We start from the raw sequence: 16,467 nt of genomic DNA on the forward strand, positions 1-16,467 counted from the left end.
CGCGTTGCGCCGGAGGAAGGAAATCCCGTGCTCATTTCACAGATCAAAGATGCCAGTGGCAAGATCACCGTAGCCGTTCGCGAAGAAGGCGGGCAGGCGCAGGCCGTCAAGGGTGCGGCGTCGGTTTATGCGCTTGCCATGGAAGCCGCCAATGGCGGCAAGAGCCTTGCCGATGTCATTTCCGCCCATGGTCTGGGCGATGCCGTCGATCTCGAAAAGGCCTATGCCGAAGGCCGTTTCCTGCCGCCGATCACCCATCCCGATCCGGCGCATCTGCATCTGACCGGCACGGGCCTCACCCATCTGGGTTCGGCCGCGACCCGCGACAGCATGCACAAGAAGACCACGGAAGCGGCGGAAGAAAGCCTGACGGATTCCATGAAGATGTTCCGCATGGGTCTTGAAAACGGCAAGCCCAAGGCCGGTGAAAAGGGCGTTCAGCCCGAGTGGTTCTACAAGGGCAACGGCCATGTGGCGGCGGCACCGGGTGCTGCGCTCACCTCTCCCTCCTTCGCGCTCGATGGCGGCGAAGAGCCGGAAATGGCCGGCATCTACGTGATCTCCGATAAGGGCGAAGCGGTGCGCATCGGTTTTGCCGTTTCGAACGAGTTTTCCGATCACGTCACCGAGCGGATCAACTATCTCTACCTCGCCCATTCCAAACTGCGCCCGGCAAGCTTCGGCCCGGAAATCCGCGTCGGCGCCCCGCCGTCGGATATTCGTGGCACCTCGCGCATCCGCCGCGGCGACAAGGTCATTTTCGAAAAGCCGTTCGTTTCGGGCGAGGACAACATGTCCCACACCTTCGCGAACCTCGAATATCACCACTTCAAATACGGCCTGTTCCGTGCGCCCGGCGACGTGCATGTGCACATGTTCGGCACGGCAACGCTCTCCTTCGCAGAAGGCATCAAGCCGGAAGCGGGCGACGTCTTCGAGATCGAAGCCGCCGGTTTCGGCCTGCCGCTGAGAAACCCGCTGGCTGTGGATGCGGAAGAAGAGATCACCGTTCGCCAGATCTGATCTGCGGACTGCGCGTGAAAAATGGTCGGGGGTGGGTCATCCCTCCCTCGACGTCATCCTTGGGCTTGTCCCGAGGACCTGCGACCGATTGATTTTAAGCGACGTGGATAGATCCTCGGACGAGCCCGAGGATGCGCAAAATGATACCTCTTTCATCCCGTTATCCCTTTGTGTATCGGGCAACTGTCAGGCGCTTGCCTCACCCGAACCCCCACAGCTTGCCTTCAGGTGGGAAACATCCGCCAAAGCAATAACGGATCGACTTTGCCAATAGTCATCTTGTCTTAGGTGGGTAATGCTTCCAGACCGCGCCGGAAAGCTGACATAGCCGGCGCTTTCTATTGGCATCTTGATCCATGCTGCGATGACGAAGGTAAGGGCAAAGCCATGGGTAACGATGATCTGTGTTGGGCATGGCCGCGAAATAATGGTGTTAACAGAGCGATACACTCTTTCCGCCACCTCACGTCTCGTTTCGGCATCGGCGATTCCGCCTCGGTGATCCATCCGATTGTGGTCCTGAGCGGGGATTTGGCGGGCGTCGAGCCATTCCTGTGGCATGCCGCCAGCCGAACCGTAGCTGATTTCTCGCAGGTCATTTGTGATTTCAAAAGGGCGCTTGAGATGTTCAGCAACGATTGCCGCAGTCTGGGAGGCCCGGAGAAGATCGGAGCTGAAGATTTCGATTGATGCACTGCCAATCAAGGTCATAAGCTTAGCAGCTGTTGCTTCCGCATCTGCCACGCCTTTGGGTGTCAGCTCGGTGTCATACCAACCCCCGACCTTGTTTTCGACATGGTGGATGGACTGAGTGTGCGTGACGACAAAAATGTTCTTCATAGCGTTTCTTCCGGGTATTGGGCTTACTCAATCCCCCACAGTTTGCCTTCCCCAACCTCCACCGAATTACCAGCGGGATCGCGGATATAGACGGAATAGCTGTCATTCGGCCAGCGATGATAATGTTCGATGGGAATTCCGAGCGCTTCGAAGTGGGCCTTCCAGCCGTCCACCTCCGACTTGTCCCTGGCGTAAAAGCAGAAATGACCTTGCCCCACCGCGCCGTGGCGGGGGATCGGATTGTCGGGGTCGGCCCGGCGGGATTGCTCGGGGTCGAAGAGCAGCAGCATCTGCTGCCCGCATCGGAAGAAGATGAATTGCCCCGGCAGCTTGCGCACCACTTCCAGCCCAAAAACATCCCGGTAAAAGACTTCGGCGGCGTCGAGGTCGTCGGTGTAGAGCGCGGTTTCCATAATGGCGGTTGGCGGTTGCATGGTTCCTCCAGGCGGTTCAGGGGTTTCCGGCGGCGGATCGCGGCGGAAACCTATTTACCTGTTGTGTAGGTCAGCACCGTCAGGTCGTGTTTGCCGACGCCACGTTCCAGAACGGTCCAGCCGCAGTTGACATAATAGGCTTCGAGACCCCGTTGGCAGCAGAGATAGCTGGTCTCGTGGCCAAGTTCGGCTGCCCTTTGCGTCGCGGCCTGCATCAAGGCCCGCGCCACGCCCGAGCGCCGGCGGTCTTCTTCCACCCACAGGGCTGCGACCCAGGGCAGATATTGCGGACGTTCTTCCAGATCGCAATGGATGAGGAAGGCGGAGCCGACATAATCGCTGCCGTCATGGGCGACGAAGCCGGTGGGCAGCGTATGGGGGTTGGTCATGTCCTTCAGGTGCTCGGCGACGTCGCCCACTTGAAGGCCGCTATCCTGCCACCATGCCGTCCAGACCCGTTCGGCGATGACGGGGCTATGCGACTGGCAGTCGCGATAGTCGGAAATGCTGTACAACGTCGTCTCCCGGCCGGCTTTCCTCCCGCAGGCTGAAGCCGGATCATGCTTTCAAATCGATACGGGGATTAAACCGGGTGGGACGGGGTTTCGCAACCGTCAAGTTGTCGCGCGGGGTCAGGGTTTCGTTGCCGTCACATGCAGCCATGCGGTCGGGAGCTTGTCATAACCGCTGCCCTGCCTCGCCTCGATCTCCACCGCCGCCCAGTCAAACTGTCCGTAAACGTCTTCCAGCCAGGGCTTCGAAGGGTAATTATAATAACGGCCGAACATGTCGCGGCCTTCCGCTTCTCCCGCCTTGAAGCTGGCATAAAAAACGCCGCCCGGTTTCAGCGCGGTGTGGATGCAGCCGATAATGCCCGGCAGGGCAGGGCGAGGCACATGCAGCAGGCAGGCATTGGCCCAGACGCCGTCATATCGCGCACTCTCATCGATATTCTCGAACAGCAATGTCCGGACGGGAATGCCGAGCCTGGCTTGCGCCGCTTTGGCGATTTCAGGCGTTCCGTCGGTGGGGTGGACATCGTAACCGGCGGCCAGCATGAATTCGCTGTCCTGCCCGCCGCCGCATCCCAGCTCGAGAATGCTTGCCCCCTCTTGCAGCCGCGCCAGGAATGTTTCCAGATGCGGGCGATCCGCGGCCTGCCCGCGCGAGGTATAGGCCGTGGCGTTACCCGTATAAAAGCCGATTGTGTCGTCGTCCCTGCCAGTCATCGTGTCAGCTCTGCGACTGGCTCTGGCCCTGCGATTGCTGCACGGTGACCGACACATTCAGGGTCTCACCGGCGGGGCCGATGCGCATGCCCGATATCGGCGCGCAATCGCGGTAGCAGAGGCCCGATGCGATGCGCACATAGCGGTCGTCGGGGCAGATATTGTTGGCGGCGTCGAAACCCACCCAGCCGAGCCCCTGAAGATGCACTTCGGCCCAGGCATGGGTGGCCGTCTGTTCCTCCACCTCTTCCATCATCAGATAACCGGAAACGTAGCGGGCCGGCAGGCCCATCAGCCGGGCGGCGGAAATCAGGATATGGGCGTGGTCCTGGCAGACGCCCTTGCCCGCTTCCAGCGCCGTTTCCGCCGTGGTTTCGATATCGGTTGCGCCCGGCACATACTCCACCTTGCGGTGAATATTTTCCATCAGGTCATGCAGGCGGGCCAGCTCGCTGTCGCCGGCGCTCACCTTCACCAGTTCGCGCACGAGCTTTCCCGGTTTGGTGCGCGGCGTCTCGCGCAGGAAAAGCCACAGTGGCGCATTGCCGATGTGGTAACCGAACACGCCGGCCTTGTCCTCGGTGTTCACGGTGCCGCTCGCCACCACCTTCACCCGCTGCTGCGGGCCTTCCGTTTCCACCAGCGCAACGCGGTTGCCGAAATGGTCGTCATAGGTCACTTCGACGGTGGCGCCATCGACCGAGACATCCCAGTTCTCCACCGTCTGGCCCGGGCCGGTCTGGGGCGTCAGGCGCAGCCGCTGCAACGCATAGGGCATCGGCTCGTCATAGACATATTCCGTCGTATGGGTGATTTTCAGACGCATAAGCTGTCCCCGTCCACGCGCTTATTGATAGAAGCGGTAGCCTTCCGTGATTTCCTGTCCCAATTGTCCGTTGCGGTTGACAAATCTCTCCAGAAATTCGTGCAAGCCTTCATCCATCACCCGGCTGATGGTGGTCGCGCGCAGGCTGTCGCGAATGCTCTCGGCCGTGTCGTGCGCCTTGTGCCTCTCGCTGTAATCCTCGGCGATGTAATTGAGGTTGCTGGCGATCTTTTCATAACAATAAGCCAGCGAGCGCGGCATGCGGCCATTGAGAATGAGAAAGTCGGCAATATTGGCCGGCTTGTATTCCGCATCATAGACCCAGCCATAGGAGCGGTGCGCCGAGACCGAACGCAGGATGGATTCCCACTGCGCATTGTCAAGCGACGACCCCACATGCGCGACCGCCGGCAGCAGCACGTAATATTTGACGTCGAGAATACGGGCCGTGTTGTCGGCGCGCTCGATGAAAGTGCCGATGCGGGAGAAGTTATAGAGATCGTTGCGCAGCATCGAACCGTGGAAGGCGCCGCGCACCAGACCGGCGCGATGTTTGATGACATCGATGGTCTGCGGTAGTTCGGCATGGTTGAGCTTGCGGCCGAGAATGTTCTTCAGCTCGATCCAGAATTCGTTGGTGGCTTCCCATGTCTCGCGTGTCAGCGCCGTGCGCACCATGCGGGCATTGTTGCGGCCCGCCTCGATGCAGGACATGACGCTGGAAGGGTTCGATTTTTCCCGAAGCAGATAATCGATCGCGTCCGCCGCCGTCACCTTCTTGTGCATTTCAAGGAAGGCTTCGCGCACGCCCGCGCTTTGCAGCACGCCATCCCAGTCCTCATCGCCGCTGCCCGAGCGCGTCAATGAAACGCGCAGGCCCGCATCGATAAGCCGGGCGATGTTTTCAGCGCGCTCGATGTACCGGAACATCCAGTAGAGCCCGTTTGCCGTTCTGCCCAGCATGGCTTAATCCTCCAGTACCCAGGTATCCTTGGTGCCGCCGCCCTGGCTGGAATTGACCACCAGCGAGCCCTTTTTCAGCGCCACGCGGGTCAGGCCGCCGGGAATGATCTGCACCTTGTCCGAGACGAGCACATAGGGGCGCAGATCGACATGGCGCGGCGCAATGCCGTTCTTCACCATGATCGGCACGGTGGACAGCGACAGCGTCGGCTGCGCGATGTAATTGGCGGGACGGGCTTTGAGCTTTTCCGCAAACAGCGTCCGCTCGCGTTTCGTCGCCGTGGGGCCGACCAGCATGCCGTAACCGCCCGAACCGTGAACTTCCTTGACGACGAGATCGGCGAGGTTGTCCAGCACGTATTTCAGGCTGTCCGGCTCCGAACAGCGCCAGGTCGGCACGTTTTCCAGAAGCGGTTTGCGGCCGGTATAGAACTCGACGATCTCGGGCATGTAGGAATAGATCGCCTTGTCGTCGGAAATGCCGGTGCCCGGGGCATTGGCGATGGTGATGTTGCCGGCGCGGTAGACATCCATGATGCCGGGAACGCCGAGCGCCGAATCCGGCCGGAAGGTCAGCGGGTCGAGGAAGTCGTCATCGACGCGGCGGTAAAGCACGTCGATGGCCTCATAACCGCGGGTGGTGCGCATCTTGACCTTGCCGTCCATGACGCGCAGGTCGGAACCTTCCACCAGTTCCACGCCCATCATGTCGGCGAGGAAGGAATGTTCGTAATAGGCGGAATTATAGATGCCGGGCGTCAAAACCGCCACACGCGGCTTGCCGGAACAGCCGGGCGGTGCGAGCGAGGCGAGCGACTGGCGCAGCAGATAGGGGTAATCCTCCACCCGGCGCACGCGGTTTTCATGGAAGAGTTCCGGGAACATCTGCATCATCGTCTCGCGGTTTTCCAGCATGTAGCTGACACCGGAGGGCGTGCGGGCATTGTCTTCCAGAACGTAGAACTGGTCCTCGCCGGTGCGGACGATATCCGTGCCGACAATATGGGTATAGACGCCGCCGGGTGGGGTGAAGCCGATCATTTCCGGCAGGAAGGCTTCGTTTTTCTCGATGATTTCGCGGGGAATGCGCCCGGCGCGGATGATTTCCTGTTTGTGGTAGATATCATCGAGGAACGCATTGAGGGCGAGGACGCGTTGTTCGATGCCCTGGGCCAGTTTGCGCCACTCGCGGCCGGAGATGATGCGCGGGATGATATCGAAGGGGATCAGTTTTTCTGAACTGTCGGCATGGCCATAGACTGCGAAAGTAATACCGGTTTTTCGAAAGATGTTTTCCGCGTCTTTTGATTTCTGGATCAGGTGCGCCCTGTCCTGTCGGCTGTACCACTCGTTATAGTTTTCATATGGGCTTCGCGGCGTGTCGTCCGCATTTATCATTTCGTCAAATGCCAACTTCGATGTCCCCTTTTTTGCCATATGAATACAACGCTAAATGCAATGCAAGAACTATGCAGGCCTCCCCGAGAAGATTTTTTACCGCCCTAGAGTTTTAAAAAAGAAGCGTTTTTTCGGTTTCAGCCTATAAATGCGGCATTAGAAAATTGGTTGCGCGGGGACGAGGCGCGTATTGGGGTAACGGTACTGTGTGCGCCGTGGGCGAATGCATAAATTTTAGTCGCTCGCTTTCGGTTGATGAATATAGGGCGTCGCATCAGAAAATCTGAAAGATGCGATCACGAAAACGCCTTTGACCTTTCGTCGGGATGCGGATACCGCCTTGCTGAATACCCGGCTCGATCTTTCGCCGGTTTGCGTGAAGCCGCAGAAATATCAATTCGCCGCCTTTCCCGCACCGTGTCCGGTTACGGGCATGGTGCGGCACAGGGGATGTTCCCATGTCGCTCGACCGTCTGGCTCCGGCCATCTTCGTTTTTCTCTGGTCGACCGGCTGGGTCACCGCCAAATATGCGGTCTATTATACCGGACCGCTAACCTTTCTCTGTCTGCGCTATCTGCTGGCGGGGGCGTTGCTGTGGGCGATCTGCCGCTTTTCTTCCATCCAGTGGCCTGAGCGGCGTGCCGATCTCTTCCGGGCGATCCTCTCCGGCGTCTTCCTGCACGGTCTTTATCTCGGCATGATCTGGTGGGCGATAGGGCAGGGCGTGCCGGCGGCGATCGGCGGCATCATCGCCGGTCTGCAGCCGCTGATGACGGCGGTGGCCGCCCGCTACATGATCGGCGAAAGGATCTCGCCCTTGCAGCGCGCCGGCCTGCTCATCGGCTTTGCCGGCATCGCCATTGCCGTGCTGCCGAAGGTCATGGCCACCGGTGCTGTCGGCCTGTCGGTGCCGCTTTACGCCGTGGCGGTGAATGTGCTGGGCATGACGTCGGTTACCTATGGCACGCTCTACCAGAAGAAATACGTCCATGGTGGAAACATCATGGCGGTGGCCACGCTGCAATATGTCGGTGCGCTGCTGGTCACCGTGCCCTTCGCGCTTCTGCTGGAGGATGGGCATGTGGACTGGAGTCTCGGCCTTGCCGCCACGCTTGCCTGGTCGGTGGGTGCGATCTCCATCGGTGCCGTGGCGTTGCTTCTTTATCTCATTCGGCGCGGGCAGGTCTCGCGGGCCGCCTCGCTGATCTATCTCGTGCCGCCGCTTGCGGCGGTGGAAGCAGCACTGCTTTTCGGCGAAACGCTGACACCGGCCATGATTGCCGGCACCGTTCTGGCGGTGACGGGGGTTTATCTCGCCAATCGCAAACCTGCCGCAGCGGTTGTCGCACGTTAGAGCCTTTTCGCTTTTCTTCGAGCAGCGAAAGCGCTCTAACTCTTTGTTTTGCTGCATTTCCGGACGGAAAGCCGGGCTCCACTTTTCCTGGAAATTCTTTAATTACTACAACCTCATATTAGGGCTTTGTTAACCATAAAATTATACCTCTCGTTAATCCAAAGATTTGGCGGGGGTTACATGTCTATTTCACGTCGTGGTGTTCTGTTCGGATTGCCGCTGTTTCTGGCCGGCTGCGCGAATACCGGCATCGGCCAGCAGAGGCTGAATTATGCGGCAAAGCCGGAGGAGAAATTCCCGCTTCCCGCCATGCATCTGGACAAGGTCAAGCCGGAACTGCGCCGGCAGGAAGTCACCTACGATACCATGCACCCGGCCGGAACGGTCGTGGTGGATACGCCGGCGCGGCGGCTTTATTACGTTATGGGCGATGGTCGCGCCATGCGTTACGGCGTCGGTGTCGGCCGGCAGGGTCTTGCGCTGAAGGGCGATGCCTATATCGGCCGCAAGGCGGAATGGCCGTCCTGGACGCCAACCGCGAACATGATGCGCCGCGATCCGCGCAATCTGAAATTTGCCGGCGGCATGGCGGGCGGCCCGAACAATCCGCTCGGCGCACGCGCGCTCTATCTCTATCGCGGCGGCAACGACACCATGTTCCGTCTGCACGGCACCAACCAGCCGCAATCCATCGGCCACGCCATGTCGAGCGGCTGCATCCGGATGCTGAACCATGACATCATCGATCTTTACAGCCGCGTGCCGGTCGGTTCGAAGGTCGTCGTCTTGCAGGCGTGAGGAAGAGGCGGATTTTTCCGCCTTTGCCACGCCAGAAAATGCCTGTATCCTTGAGTTGATTTTTTCGGCAGACGGTCAATTTTATGCTGGAAAATCAACCATGTGTAGAATGCCTCCCTTTCTATATTTAAGGGAGTTCTGCTATATCGGAAACGTGATTTCCGGTGTTCGAGACGTGTATCCATAAAGGCCTAAATGCACTGTATCGAGCGCGGCACCACTTCAACGGGGACACATGAACATGGCAACTTTCGACTCTCTTTCCCGCTATCGCCCGCAGGCACTGGGGGCGCTGCGCATCATGACGGCGCTGCTTTTCATTTCGCATGGAACGCAGAAGCTGTTCGGTTTTCCGGCATCGCAGATGGATGGCTCCCTGCCGACGATGCTGCTGGTGGCGGCGCTGCTGGAACTCGTCGGCGGCATTCTCGTGCTGATCGGCCTGTTCACACGCCCGGTCGCCTTCATCCTGTCCGGCCAGATGGCGGTCGCCTATTTCATGGCGCATGCGCCGAGCAATTTCTTCCCGGCCCTGAACGGTGGCGACGCCGCCATCCTGTTCTGCTTCATCTTCCTCTATCTGTTCGTTGCCGGTCCGGGCGCCTTCTCGGTGGATGAGCGCCGGGCCTGATTGCCCGACCCGTCATCGATCTCTTTTGCAGAAGTTCCGCATGGTCACGCCGTGCGGAGCTTTTTTTTGAGAAGGATTAAAACTTCGGCCGTGGCCGAAGCATAGATGCTTGTTTTCGGGTTAAGAACGGGCCATCCTGAACGCAGTTGGAAAATCGATCCGTGACCTCCCAGAACCCCATCGCCCGCGAATTGCTGTTTCTTGCCTTGCTGTCCACGCTGTGGGCCGCATCCTATACCTTCATCAAGATCGGGGTGGAGACGATACCGCCGATCACCTTCATCGCCTCGAGAACCCTGATCGCCGGTCTGCTGCTCTTTGCGGTGATCCGGTTGCGCGGGCTGCGCCTGCCCACGGATGTGGCGACGTGGCGGCTGTTCTTCATTCAGGCCTGCGTAAACAGCGTTCTGCCCTTCACCTTGATCGCCTGGGCGGAACAGAGCATCGATGCCGGTCTTGCCGTCATTCTCAATGCGACGACGCCGATCTTCACCTTTCTTCTCACCGCACTCGTTATCCGCCATGAGCCGGTCAGCGGGCGCAAGCTGTTCGGCACCATTGCCGGCATGACGGGCGTGTGCCTCATCATCGGTGTCGAAGCGCTGAGCGGCGCGGGCGAGGCGATATGGAGCCAGCTCGCCGTGCTGACGGCGGCTTTTTCCTATGCCTGCGCGGCTATTTTCAGTAAAAATTTCAAGGGGCTCGATCCGATCATGCCGGCAGCGGGTTCGCTTATCTGCGGCGCTGTTTTCCTGTTGCCCGTGAGCCTGATCGTCGACCGGCCCTGGACATTGTCGCCTTCGGCGGCCTCACTGACGGCGCTCCTGTGCCTCAGCGTCTTTTCGACCGCGCTCGCCTTTATGATCTATTTCCGGCTGATGCAGACGCTGGGCTCCGTCGGCACCACCTCCCAGGCCTATCTCAGGGTGCCGGTCGGCGTCGCCATCGGCATGGCGTTCCTGGGGGAAATGCCGACACCTGCCATGTGGGTGGGGCTCGTCTGCGTCATTGCCGGCGTGCTGGCCATGACCCTGCCGTCACGGCGTCGTGCGGTCGCACAGGGCGGGTGAGGGGAAAGCAAAGCCCCGCTGGCCGGCTGTGGCTGCGGGGCTTGATTATTGGCGAGCGCGTGCCGCTTGTTTCTTCTCCCCGGCGGGGAGAAGGTCGCGGCAGCGGGATGAGGGGGCAAGGGTGGTGAGATACGGCAACGGTGCCCCCTCATCCGACCCTTCGGGCCACCTTCTCCCCGGCGGGGAGAAGAAACGCCCGGCAATGCCGGGCGTCCTTAATCCACTCAGAGCAACTTAGCGGTTGCGGCCGCGATGGCCGTTGCCGGAAGCGCGCTTTTCCTGGCCGTTGCCGCCGGCAGGGGCGTGGCGGTTGGCGCCGCTGCCGCCGGGCTTGCGGGCCGGGCGACGGTGCTTGCGCGGGCCGGCCGGGCGGCCTGCGTCGCCTTCAGCCTGCTTGACGCGCTTGAAGTCGGAGGTGACTTCCAGATCGTTGTCCGCTTCGCGCGGTGCGTGGTGGCGCGACGGGCGGGATTCGCCGTTGTGACGGCCGCCTTCGCGGGGACCACGCTGGTGGCCGCCATTGTTGTTGCGGCCGCCGCGGTTGTTGTTGGGGCGCGTTGGGCTCGCAAGACCGGCCGGGCGCTCGCCGGAGGCGACCGGAATATCGATCTTCATCAGCTTTTCGATGTCGTGCAGCAGGCGGGTTTCGTCCGGGGCGCAAAACGCAATGGCGATGCCGTCGCGGCCGGCGCGGGCGGTGCGGCCGATGCGGTGAACATAGGCGTCGGGCACTTCCGGCAGGTCATAGTTGAAGACGTGGGTGACGGCCGGAATGTCGATGCCGCGGGCAGCGACGTCGGTTGCCACCAGCACCTTGATCTCGCCATCCTTGAAGCCCTTGAGAGCGCGCTCGCGCTGGCCCTGGCTCTTGTTGCCGTGGATGGAGGCGACCTTGAAGCCGATATGTTCGAGATGCTTGTAGAGCTTTTCGGCGCCGTGCTTGGTGCGCAGGAACACGATGGCGCGGCCATCCGGGTTTTCGTTGAGCGACTTTTTCAGAAGCTCGGTCTTATCGTTCTTGCCGGCGACGAAGTGAACATATTGCTCCACCTTGTCGGCTGCCTTGCCGGGCGGGGTCACTTCCACCTTGAGCGGATCGGTCAGGTAGCTGTGGGCGAGATCGGCGATCGCCTTCGGCATGGTGGCCGAGAAGAGCAGCGTCTGGCGCTTGGCCGGCACCATCTTCGAAATCTTGCGCAGATCGTGGATGAAGCCGAGATCGAGCATCTGGTCCGCTTCATCGAGCACCAGATAGGTGACCTTGGAGAGCGAGATGGCGTTGCGGGCGATGAGGTCCAGCAGGCGGCCGGGGGTCGCCACCAGAATATCCGTGCCCTTTTCGAGCTGAAGCTGCTGCTTGTTGATCGATGCGCCGCCAACCACCTGGTTGATGCGCAGCGGCGTCTTCTTCACGAAGGAGCGCAGGTTTTCGCCGATCTGGTTCACCAGCTCGCGGGTGGGGGCGAGGATGAGGGTGCGGCAGGTGCGGTTTGCCGGGCGGTCCGCCTGCTTCATCAGCATTTCGATGATGGGCAGGCCGAAAGCGGCGGTCTTGCCGGTGCCGGTCTGTGCGAGGCCGATCAGGTCACGGCCTTCGAGCAGCAGCGGAATGGCCTTTGCCTGAATGGGAGTAGGGGTCGTATAGCCAAGCTGGGTAACGCTGGCCACGATCTTTTCGGAGAGGCCGAGTTCGCTAAAACTGGTCAATATAATGCCTTTCGGGGCGCCAAAAACCAATCGTCCGGAACAGGGCTGCTGTCCGGCGGTTTCGGCGTCAAGAACCCCGCGTGAATTGGGAACTTGTGGGTTGGAATAACTTTCTGCGCATCAGTGCGGCACATGCCGTCTTCTGTATTCTTTGCGCTTTTTCCTTCATGCGGGCCAGATTCCTTATTTTAAGGACGTCTTTCCGGTCATACGCTGCAGCTCACGCGGCTGCCGAAGGTGAAAGCTTGAGGGCCATGTGGGCGTTTTGCGCGTCAAAGTCAAGCGATAGTTTTGTAATGCCGCCGCTGGAGGGCGCATGGCAGCCATGCGTGGGGTAGCCGGCGATTGCCGGGACGGCGCGGGCGCCAGCGAAGAATTATGGTTAAAAAAGGGTAACGACACCGTCGGATACATAGCAAAGATCGATTTTCTCACATAACGTTTTTTGCGATGGCGTCCGGAAATATTTGATTCGACAGGAATGGACTGCAAGGTGTGGAGTATCGATTGACCGAAGGCTGCGGGTTGCTGGAAAAGGCTTGCAGGGCCGTTGCCGCCCTGGACCTGCCCGCGTGCATCAAGGACAGCGAACTTCGCTATATCGCGGTCAATTCCGCCTATGCCCGGATCATGGGGCGCCTGCCCGGGGCATTCAAGGGACACACCAGCCTTTCCCTTTCCGCCGATATTCGCGATGCCGAGCGTGAGGACAGGGAGCGCCGCTCGCTGGTCTTCGCCACGGATGAGATGATTGCCTGCCATGGTGGGGGCGCGTCCGGGCCATACACGCTTCGCTGCGAACGTTTCACCGGTGACGACGGCAATCTGTTCCTGTTCGAAGCGTTCGAGGATATGCCGTCCGCCGCCGTGGAGGTTTTTCCGCAAGCCGACAGCGCTTCGGAGCTGCTGTTCGGCAGCGGCGTGATCGATCTCGTCGATGCGGGTATCGTGATTTATGACCGCGAAAACCGGCTGGTCTACTGCAATACCCGCTTCAGGGAATTCTACAGCGCGCTCGGTGTCGACCTGAAGGCCGGCGTCCCGCTCGAGATGCTGATGAGGGCGATTTATTTTTCGAGCGGCTACCGCGATGCGAAGGCCGGCGATCCGGCGTTCGAAGGGTGGATGCAGGAGCAACTGCGGGATTTTTCCCTGCCCTATCTCGAAAGGGTGGAGCAGTTTGCCGATGGCCGCTGGGTGCGCATGGTCAACAAGCGGCTGGAAAACGGCATGCTGGTGGGACTGCGGGTGGATGTCACCGAGTTCAAGGCGCATGAGACGCTTCTGAGCACGCAGATCCGCGAGACCTGGCTTCTGCGCGCCGCGCTTGAGCAATTGCCGGTCGGCGTGTTCCTGCGGGATCAGGACAGGCGGCTGACCTTTGCCAATGCGGCCTATGAGAAATTTCTGGGCGGCAGCCTCGCCGACCATATCGGCAAGACCGAATGCGAGATGTTTCCGGAGGAAGGCCCGCAGTTCCAGCGGGAAAACGAGCATATTCTGCGAACCGGGGAAGCCATTGAAAAGACCGGAAGCGTTCCGCTTGCGGATGGCGGCGCCATTCCCGTCATCACAAGGCTCGGCCGGGTCGCGACGCCGGATGACGACTATTATCTGGTGGGCTCGGTCACCGATGCCAGCCTGTTGCAGGACCGGGAAAAGGCGCTGATTGCCGCGCAGGCCGAGGCTGAGGCGCTGCACCGCCAGCTTGAAGCGGTTCTGCATGCCCTGCCGGTGGGCGTGCTGCTGCTCAGCGCCGATCTCGTCATCGAATATGTCAATCCGTTCTTTTATGAGGTCTGGGGCGAGATCGGCGGCGAGAAGTCGCTTGTCGGCAAAAGTTATCGCGAATTCATGGAGATGAATTTCGACAGCGGCCTTTATGACTATGGCGACAGGCCTTTCGATGAGGTCTATGGCGAGCGGGTGCAGCGGCTTCTGAAGGAGGAGGTCTTTGCGCCCCGCGAGGTGCGCAGCAAAAGCGGCAAGGTCACGGTGATTTCGAAAACCCGGCTCGAAGGCGGGAAAATCCTCAGCACCTATGCCGACGTCACCGATGTGCGCATGCGCGATGTTGAGATCAGCAAGGCGAAGGCCGAACTGGAGCGGGTCGGCGAATATATGCAGGGCGCCACGCGCGCCATGGCGCAGGGGCTGGTGCTGGTCGAGCAGGGCACGATCATCATGTCCAACGAGGCGATGGCGCGCATGTTCGACGTGCCGCCGCATCTTCTGGAAAAGGGCTGCAACTGGTCTGGTTTCTTCGCCCATTGCGCCGGGCGCGGCGATTTCGGCACGGCCGGGGAGGCTGCGGAGACGCTGCGCGCCTGGAGGGAGAATATCGCCGCCAACCGGCCGTTTTCCTGGCTCATCCATGTCGCCGGCAAAAGCTGGCTCAATCTGGAGGCCACCAACAGTTCCGGCAATTACTGGCTCATCATCGTCACCGATGTGACCGAGATGAAGCTGCGTGAAGAGGAATTGCAGCGGCTGCTATCGCGTGCTGAAGCGGCGGATCGGGCCAAATCGGAATTCCTGGCCAATATGAGCCATGAAATCCGCACGCCGATGAACGGCGTTCTCGGCATGGCGGAGCTTCTGGCCAAGTCCAATCTCGATACGCGCCAGAAGACCTTTACCGATATCATCGTCAAATCCGGCAATGCGCTTCTGACGATCATCAACGACATTCTCGATTTCTCGAAGATCGAGGCCGGGCAGATGAGGCTGCGCAGCGTGCCCTTCGATCCGGCGGAGGCGGTCGAGGATGTGGTGTCGCTGCTGTCCTCGGCGGCGCTGGAAAAGGACATAGAGCTGATCGTTCGGATCGATGCTTCTGTCTTCGGCAAGGTCATCGGCGATGCCGGCCGCTTTCGGCAGATCGTCACCAATATCGTTGGAAACGCCGTCAAGTTCACCGAAATGGGGCATGTGCTGGTCGAGCTTTCGGCGCGTTCGGCGGAAGCCTCCGAGGCCATCCTGTCACTGCGCGTCGAAGACAGCGGCATCGGCATTCCGGCCGACAAGCTCGAAACCATCTTCGACAAGTTCAGCCAGGTCGACGGTTCCGCCACGCGTCGGCACGAGGGAACGGGGCTGGGGCTGGCGATCACGGTCGGTCTCGTCGGCCTGTTCGACGGCACGATCAAGGTCGTCAGCGATGTCGGCAGGGGATCGACCTTCGAGGTCAATATTCCGTTTCAGGTGACCGAGAGACAGCGCGACCTCCCGCTTCTTTCCGTGGCGATCGAAGATATCCGCGTTCTCGTCATCGACGATAACGACGTCAATCGCCGCATATTGACGGAGCAGTTGCGCAGTTGGGGCATAGATGGCCACGCGGTGGAGGATGGGCCTTCCGGCATCGCCGTGCTTGAGGAGGCGGCGTCGCTCGGTTTTTCCATCGACGCCATCGTTCTCGATTATCATATGCCTGTCATGAACGGGCTGGATGTGGTGGAGCGGATCCGGGCGGATGCGCGCTTTGACGACATCGCCATTGTTTTCCTGACCTCCATGGATGTCGTCGGCGACGAGACGCTGTTTACCGATCTCAATGTGCAGGCGCATCTGATGAAGCCGGCGCGGGCGCGGCTCCTGCGCTCCACCCTCTTCGATGTGGTGCGCGATGTGCGGCTGAAACGCGCCCGGCAAACTCCGGCCCCGCGTGACGGTCTGGGTGATGGCGCCGTCCTGCCGGAAAGAGGCTCCGCCGAAAGAAAGCAGCGCGATGCCGCATCGACGGCGGTGCTGGCGCGGCATCGGCCGAGCCTTGTCGATGTGCTGGTGGCCGAGGACAATGACGTCAATCAGATTGTCTTCACCCAGATATTGCAGCAGGCGGGTCTGCGCTTTCTGATCGTCGGCAATGGCAAGAAGGCCGTGCAGGCGTGGCAGGAGAACAATCCCGCCATCATCCTGATGGATGTTTCGATGCCGGTCATGAACGGACATCAGGCGACGCAGGCCATCCGCGCCGCGGAACGGACCGCCGCCGACGGCCGGCATGTGCCGATCATCGGCGTTACCGCCCATACGCAGGAGGCGGATCGGGAACTATGCCTGGAGGCGGGCATGGATGATTATCTGTCGAAGCCCATCAGCCCGGAAACGCTCGAAGACAAGATCGCGCAATGGCTGGGCGAAAACATGCCGCGCCGCGACGTGCCGGGCGTGTGACTTTTCGACCGAAA

At 60.4% G+C, this 16,467-nt stretch carries 14 protein-coding genes; 6 read left to right on the plus strand and 8 right to left on the minus strand.

Going from position 1 to position 16,467, the window contains the following annotated elements:
* Positions 1 to 27: 27 nt before the first annotated feature.
* Positions 28 to 1,023: a 2-keto-3-deoxy-L-arabinonate dehydratase AraD1 gene (gene araD1 / locus PIB16_RS07490; RefSeq protein ID WP_125147011.1), complete on the plus strand. Its 996-nt coding sequence runs from the start codon at positions 28 to 30 to the stop codon at positions 1,021 to 1,023.
* Positions 1,024 to 1,209: 186 nt separating this feature from the next.
* Here the strand turns inward: araD1 and PIB16_RS07495 are convergent, their stop codons facing one another.
* From PIB16_RS07495 to PIB16_RS07525, 7 genes are all read right to left on the minus strand, one after another.
* On the minus strand, positions 1,210 to 1,863 hold the full coding sequence (locus PIB16_RS07495; protein ID WP_080856681.1) for a histidine phosphatase family protein: 654 nt from the start codon (positions 1,861 to 1,863) through the stop codon (positions 1,210 to 1,212).
* Positions 1,864 to 1,886: 23 nt separating this feature from the next.
* Positions 1,887 to 2,297, minus strand: a complete 411-nt coding sequence (locus PIB16_RS07500; protein ID WP_271045329.1) for a VOC family protein — start codon at positions 2,295 to 2,297, stop codon at positions 1,887 to 1,889.
* Between the two features lie 50 nt (positions 2,298 to 2,347).
* Positions 2,348 to 2,812, minus strand: coding sequence for a GNAT family N-acetyltransferase (locus PIB16_RS07505; protein ID WP_271045330.1), 465 nt, complete (start codon positions 2,810 to 2,812; stop codon positions 2,348 to 2,350).
* A gap of 117 nt (positions 2,813 to 2,929) precedes the next feature.
* The gene (locus PIB16_RS07510) at positions 2,930 to 3,526 is read right to left on the minus strand and encodes a class I SAM-dependent methyltransferase (protein ID WP_271045331.1); all 597 of its coding nucleotides are present in this window, start codon (positions 3,524 to 3,526) and stop codon (positions 2,930 to 2,932) included.
* 4 nt (positions 3,527 to 3,530) lie between these two features.
* Complete coding sequence (locus PIB16_RS07515; RefSeq protein WP_003520534.1) at positions 3,531 to 4,352, minus strand: transglutaminase family protein; 822 nt, start codon at positions 4,350 to 4,352, stop codon at positions 3,531 to 3,533.
* 21 nt (positions 4,353 to 4,373) lie between these two features.
* Positions 4,374 to 5,315 carry an alpha-E domain-containing protein gene (locus PIB16_RS07520; RefSeq protein ID WP_065655060.1) on the minus strand — a complete coding sequence of 314 codons (942 nt, stop codon included), beginning with the start codon at positions 5,313 to 5,315 and terminating at the stop codon, positions 4,374 to 4,376.
* A 3-nt stretch (positions 5,316 to 5,318) separates the two neighbouring features.
* Positions 5,319 to 6,728: a circularly permuted type 2 ATP-grasp protein gene (locus PIB16_RS07525; protein ID WP_065655059.1), complete on the minus strand. Its 1,410-nt coding sequence runs from the start codon at positions 6,726 to 6,728 to the stop codon at positions 5,319 to 5,321.
* Positions 6,729 to 7,171: 443 nt separating this feature from the next.
* Here PIB16_RS07525 and PIB16_RS07530 point away from each other — a divergent pair, with 443 nt between their 5' ends.
* From PIB16_RS07530 to PIB16_RS07545, 4 genes are all read left to right on the plus strand, one after another.
* A complete protein-coding gene (locus PIB16_RS07530; RefSeq protein ID WP_065655058.1) occupies positions 7,172 to 8,068 on the plus strand; it encodes a DMT family transporter in 897 nt (298 codons plus the stop codon).
* Between the two features lie 180 nt (positions 8,069 to 8,248).
* Positions 8,249 to 8,866: a L,D-transpeptidase gene (locus PIB16_RS07535; RefSeq protein WP_065655057.1), complete on the plus strand. Its 618-nt coding sequence runs from the start codon at positions 8,249 to 8,251 to the stop codon at positions 8,864 to 8,866.
* Between the two features lie 241 nt (positions 8,867 to 9,107).
* The gene (locus PIB16_RS07540; protein WP_003520528.1) at positions 9,108 to 9,497 is read left to right on the plus strand and encodes a DoxX family protein; all 390 of its coding nucleotides are present in this window, start codon (positions 9,108 to 9,110) and stop codon (positions 9,495 to 9,497) included.
* Between the two features lie 161 nt (positions 9,498 to 9,658).
* On the plus strand, positions 9,659 to 10,567 hold the full coding sequence (locus PIB16_RS07545; protein ID WP_065655056.1) for a DMT family transporter: 909 nt from the start codon (positions 9,659 to 9,661) through the stop codon (positions 10,565 to 10,567).
* A gap of 234 nt (positions 10,568 to 10,801) precedes the next feature.
* On the opposite strand, the gene PIB16_RS07550 is transcribed toward PIB16_RS07545, so the two are convergent.
* Positions 10,802 to 12,274 carry a DEAD/DEAH box helicase gene (locus tag PIB16_RS07550; protein WP_078051724.1) on the minus strand — a complete coding sequence of 491 codons (1,473 nt, stop codon included), beginning with the start codon at positions 12,272 to 12,274 and terminating at the stop codon, positions 10,802 to 10,804.
* A gap of 507 nt (positions 12,275 to 12,781) precedes the next feature.
* On the opposite strand from PIB16_RS07550, the gene PIB16_RS07555 reads away from it, so the two are divergent.
* Positions 12,782 to 16,453, plus strand: a complete 3,672-nt coding sequence (locus PIB16_RS07555) for a response regulator (RefSeq protein WP_271045332.1) — start codon at positions 12,782 to 12,784, stop codon at positions 16,451 to 16,453.
* Positions 16,454 to 16,467: the final 14 nt, after the last annotated feature.

The organism is Agrobacterium sp. ST15.13.015 (genome assembly GCF_027871645.1).
Classification (GTDB): Bacteria; Pseudomonadota; Alphaproteobacteria; order Rhizobiales; family Rhizobiaceae; genus Agrobacterium; species Agrobacterium leguminum.

Coding starts and splice junctions, on each gene's coding strand:
- PIB16_RS07495 (WP_080856681.1), bottom strand. CDS start 1,863: ATGAAGAACATTTTTGTCGTCACGCACACTCAGTCCATCCACCATGTC.
- PIB16_RS07500 (WP_271045329.1), bottom strand. CDS start 2,297: ATGCAACCGCCAACCGCCATTATGGAAACCGCGCTCTACACCGACGAC.
- PIB16_RS07510 (WP_271045331.1), bottom strand. CDS start 3,526: ATGACTGGCAGGGACGACGACACAATCGGCTTTTATACGGGTAACGCC.
- PIB16_RS07515 (WP_003520534.1), bottom strand. CDS start 4,352: ATGCGTCTGAAAATCACCCATACGACGGAATATGTCTATGACGAGCCG.
- PIB16_RS07520 (WP_065655060.1), bottom strand. CDS start 5,315: ATGCTGGGCAGAACGGCAAACGGGCTCTACTGGATGTTCCGGTACATC.
- PIB16_RS07530 (WP_065655058.1), top strand. CDS start 7,172: ATGTCGCTCGACCGTCTGGCTCCGGCCATCTTCGTTTTTCTCTGGTCG.
- PIB16_RS07535 (WP_065655057.1), top strand. CDS start 8,249: ATGTCTATTTCACGTCGTGGTGTTCTGTTCGGATTGCCGCTGTTTCTG.
- PIB16_RS07540 (WP_003520528.1), top strand. CDS start 9,108: ATGGCAACTTTCGACTCTCTTTCCCGCTATCGCCCGCAGGCACTGGGG.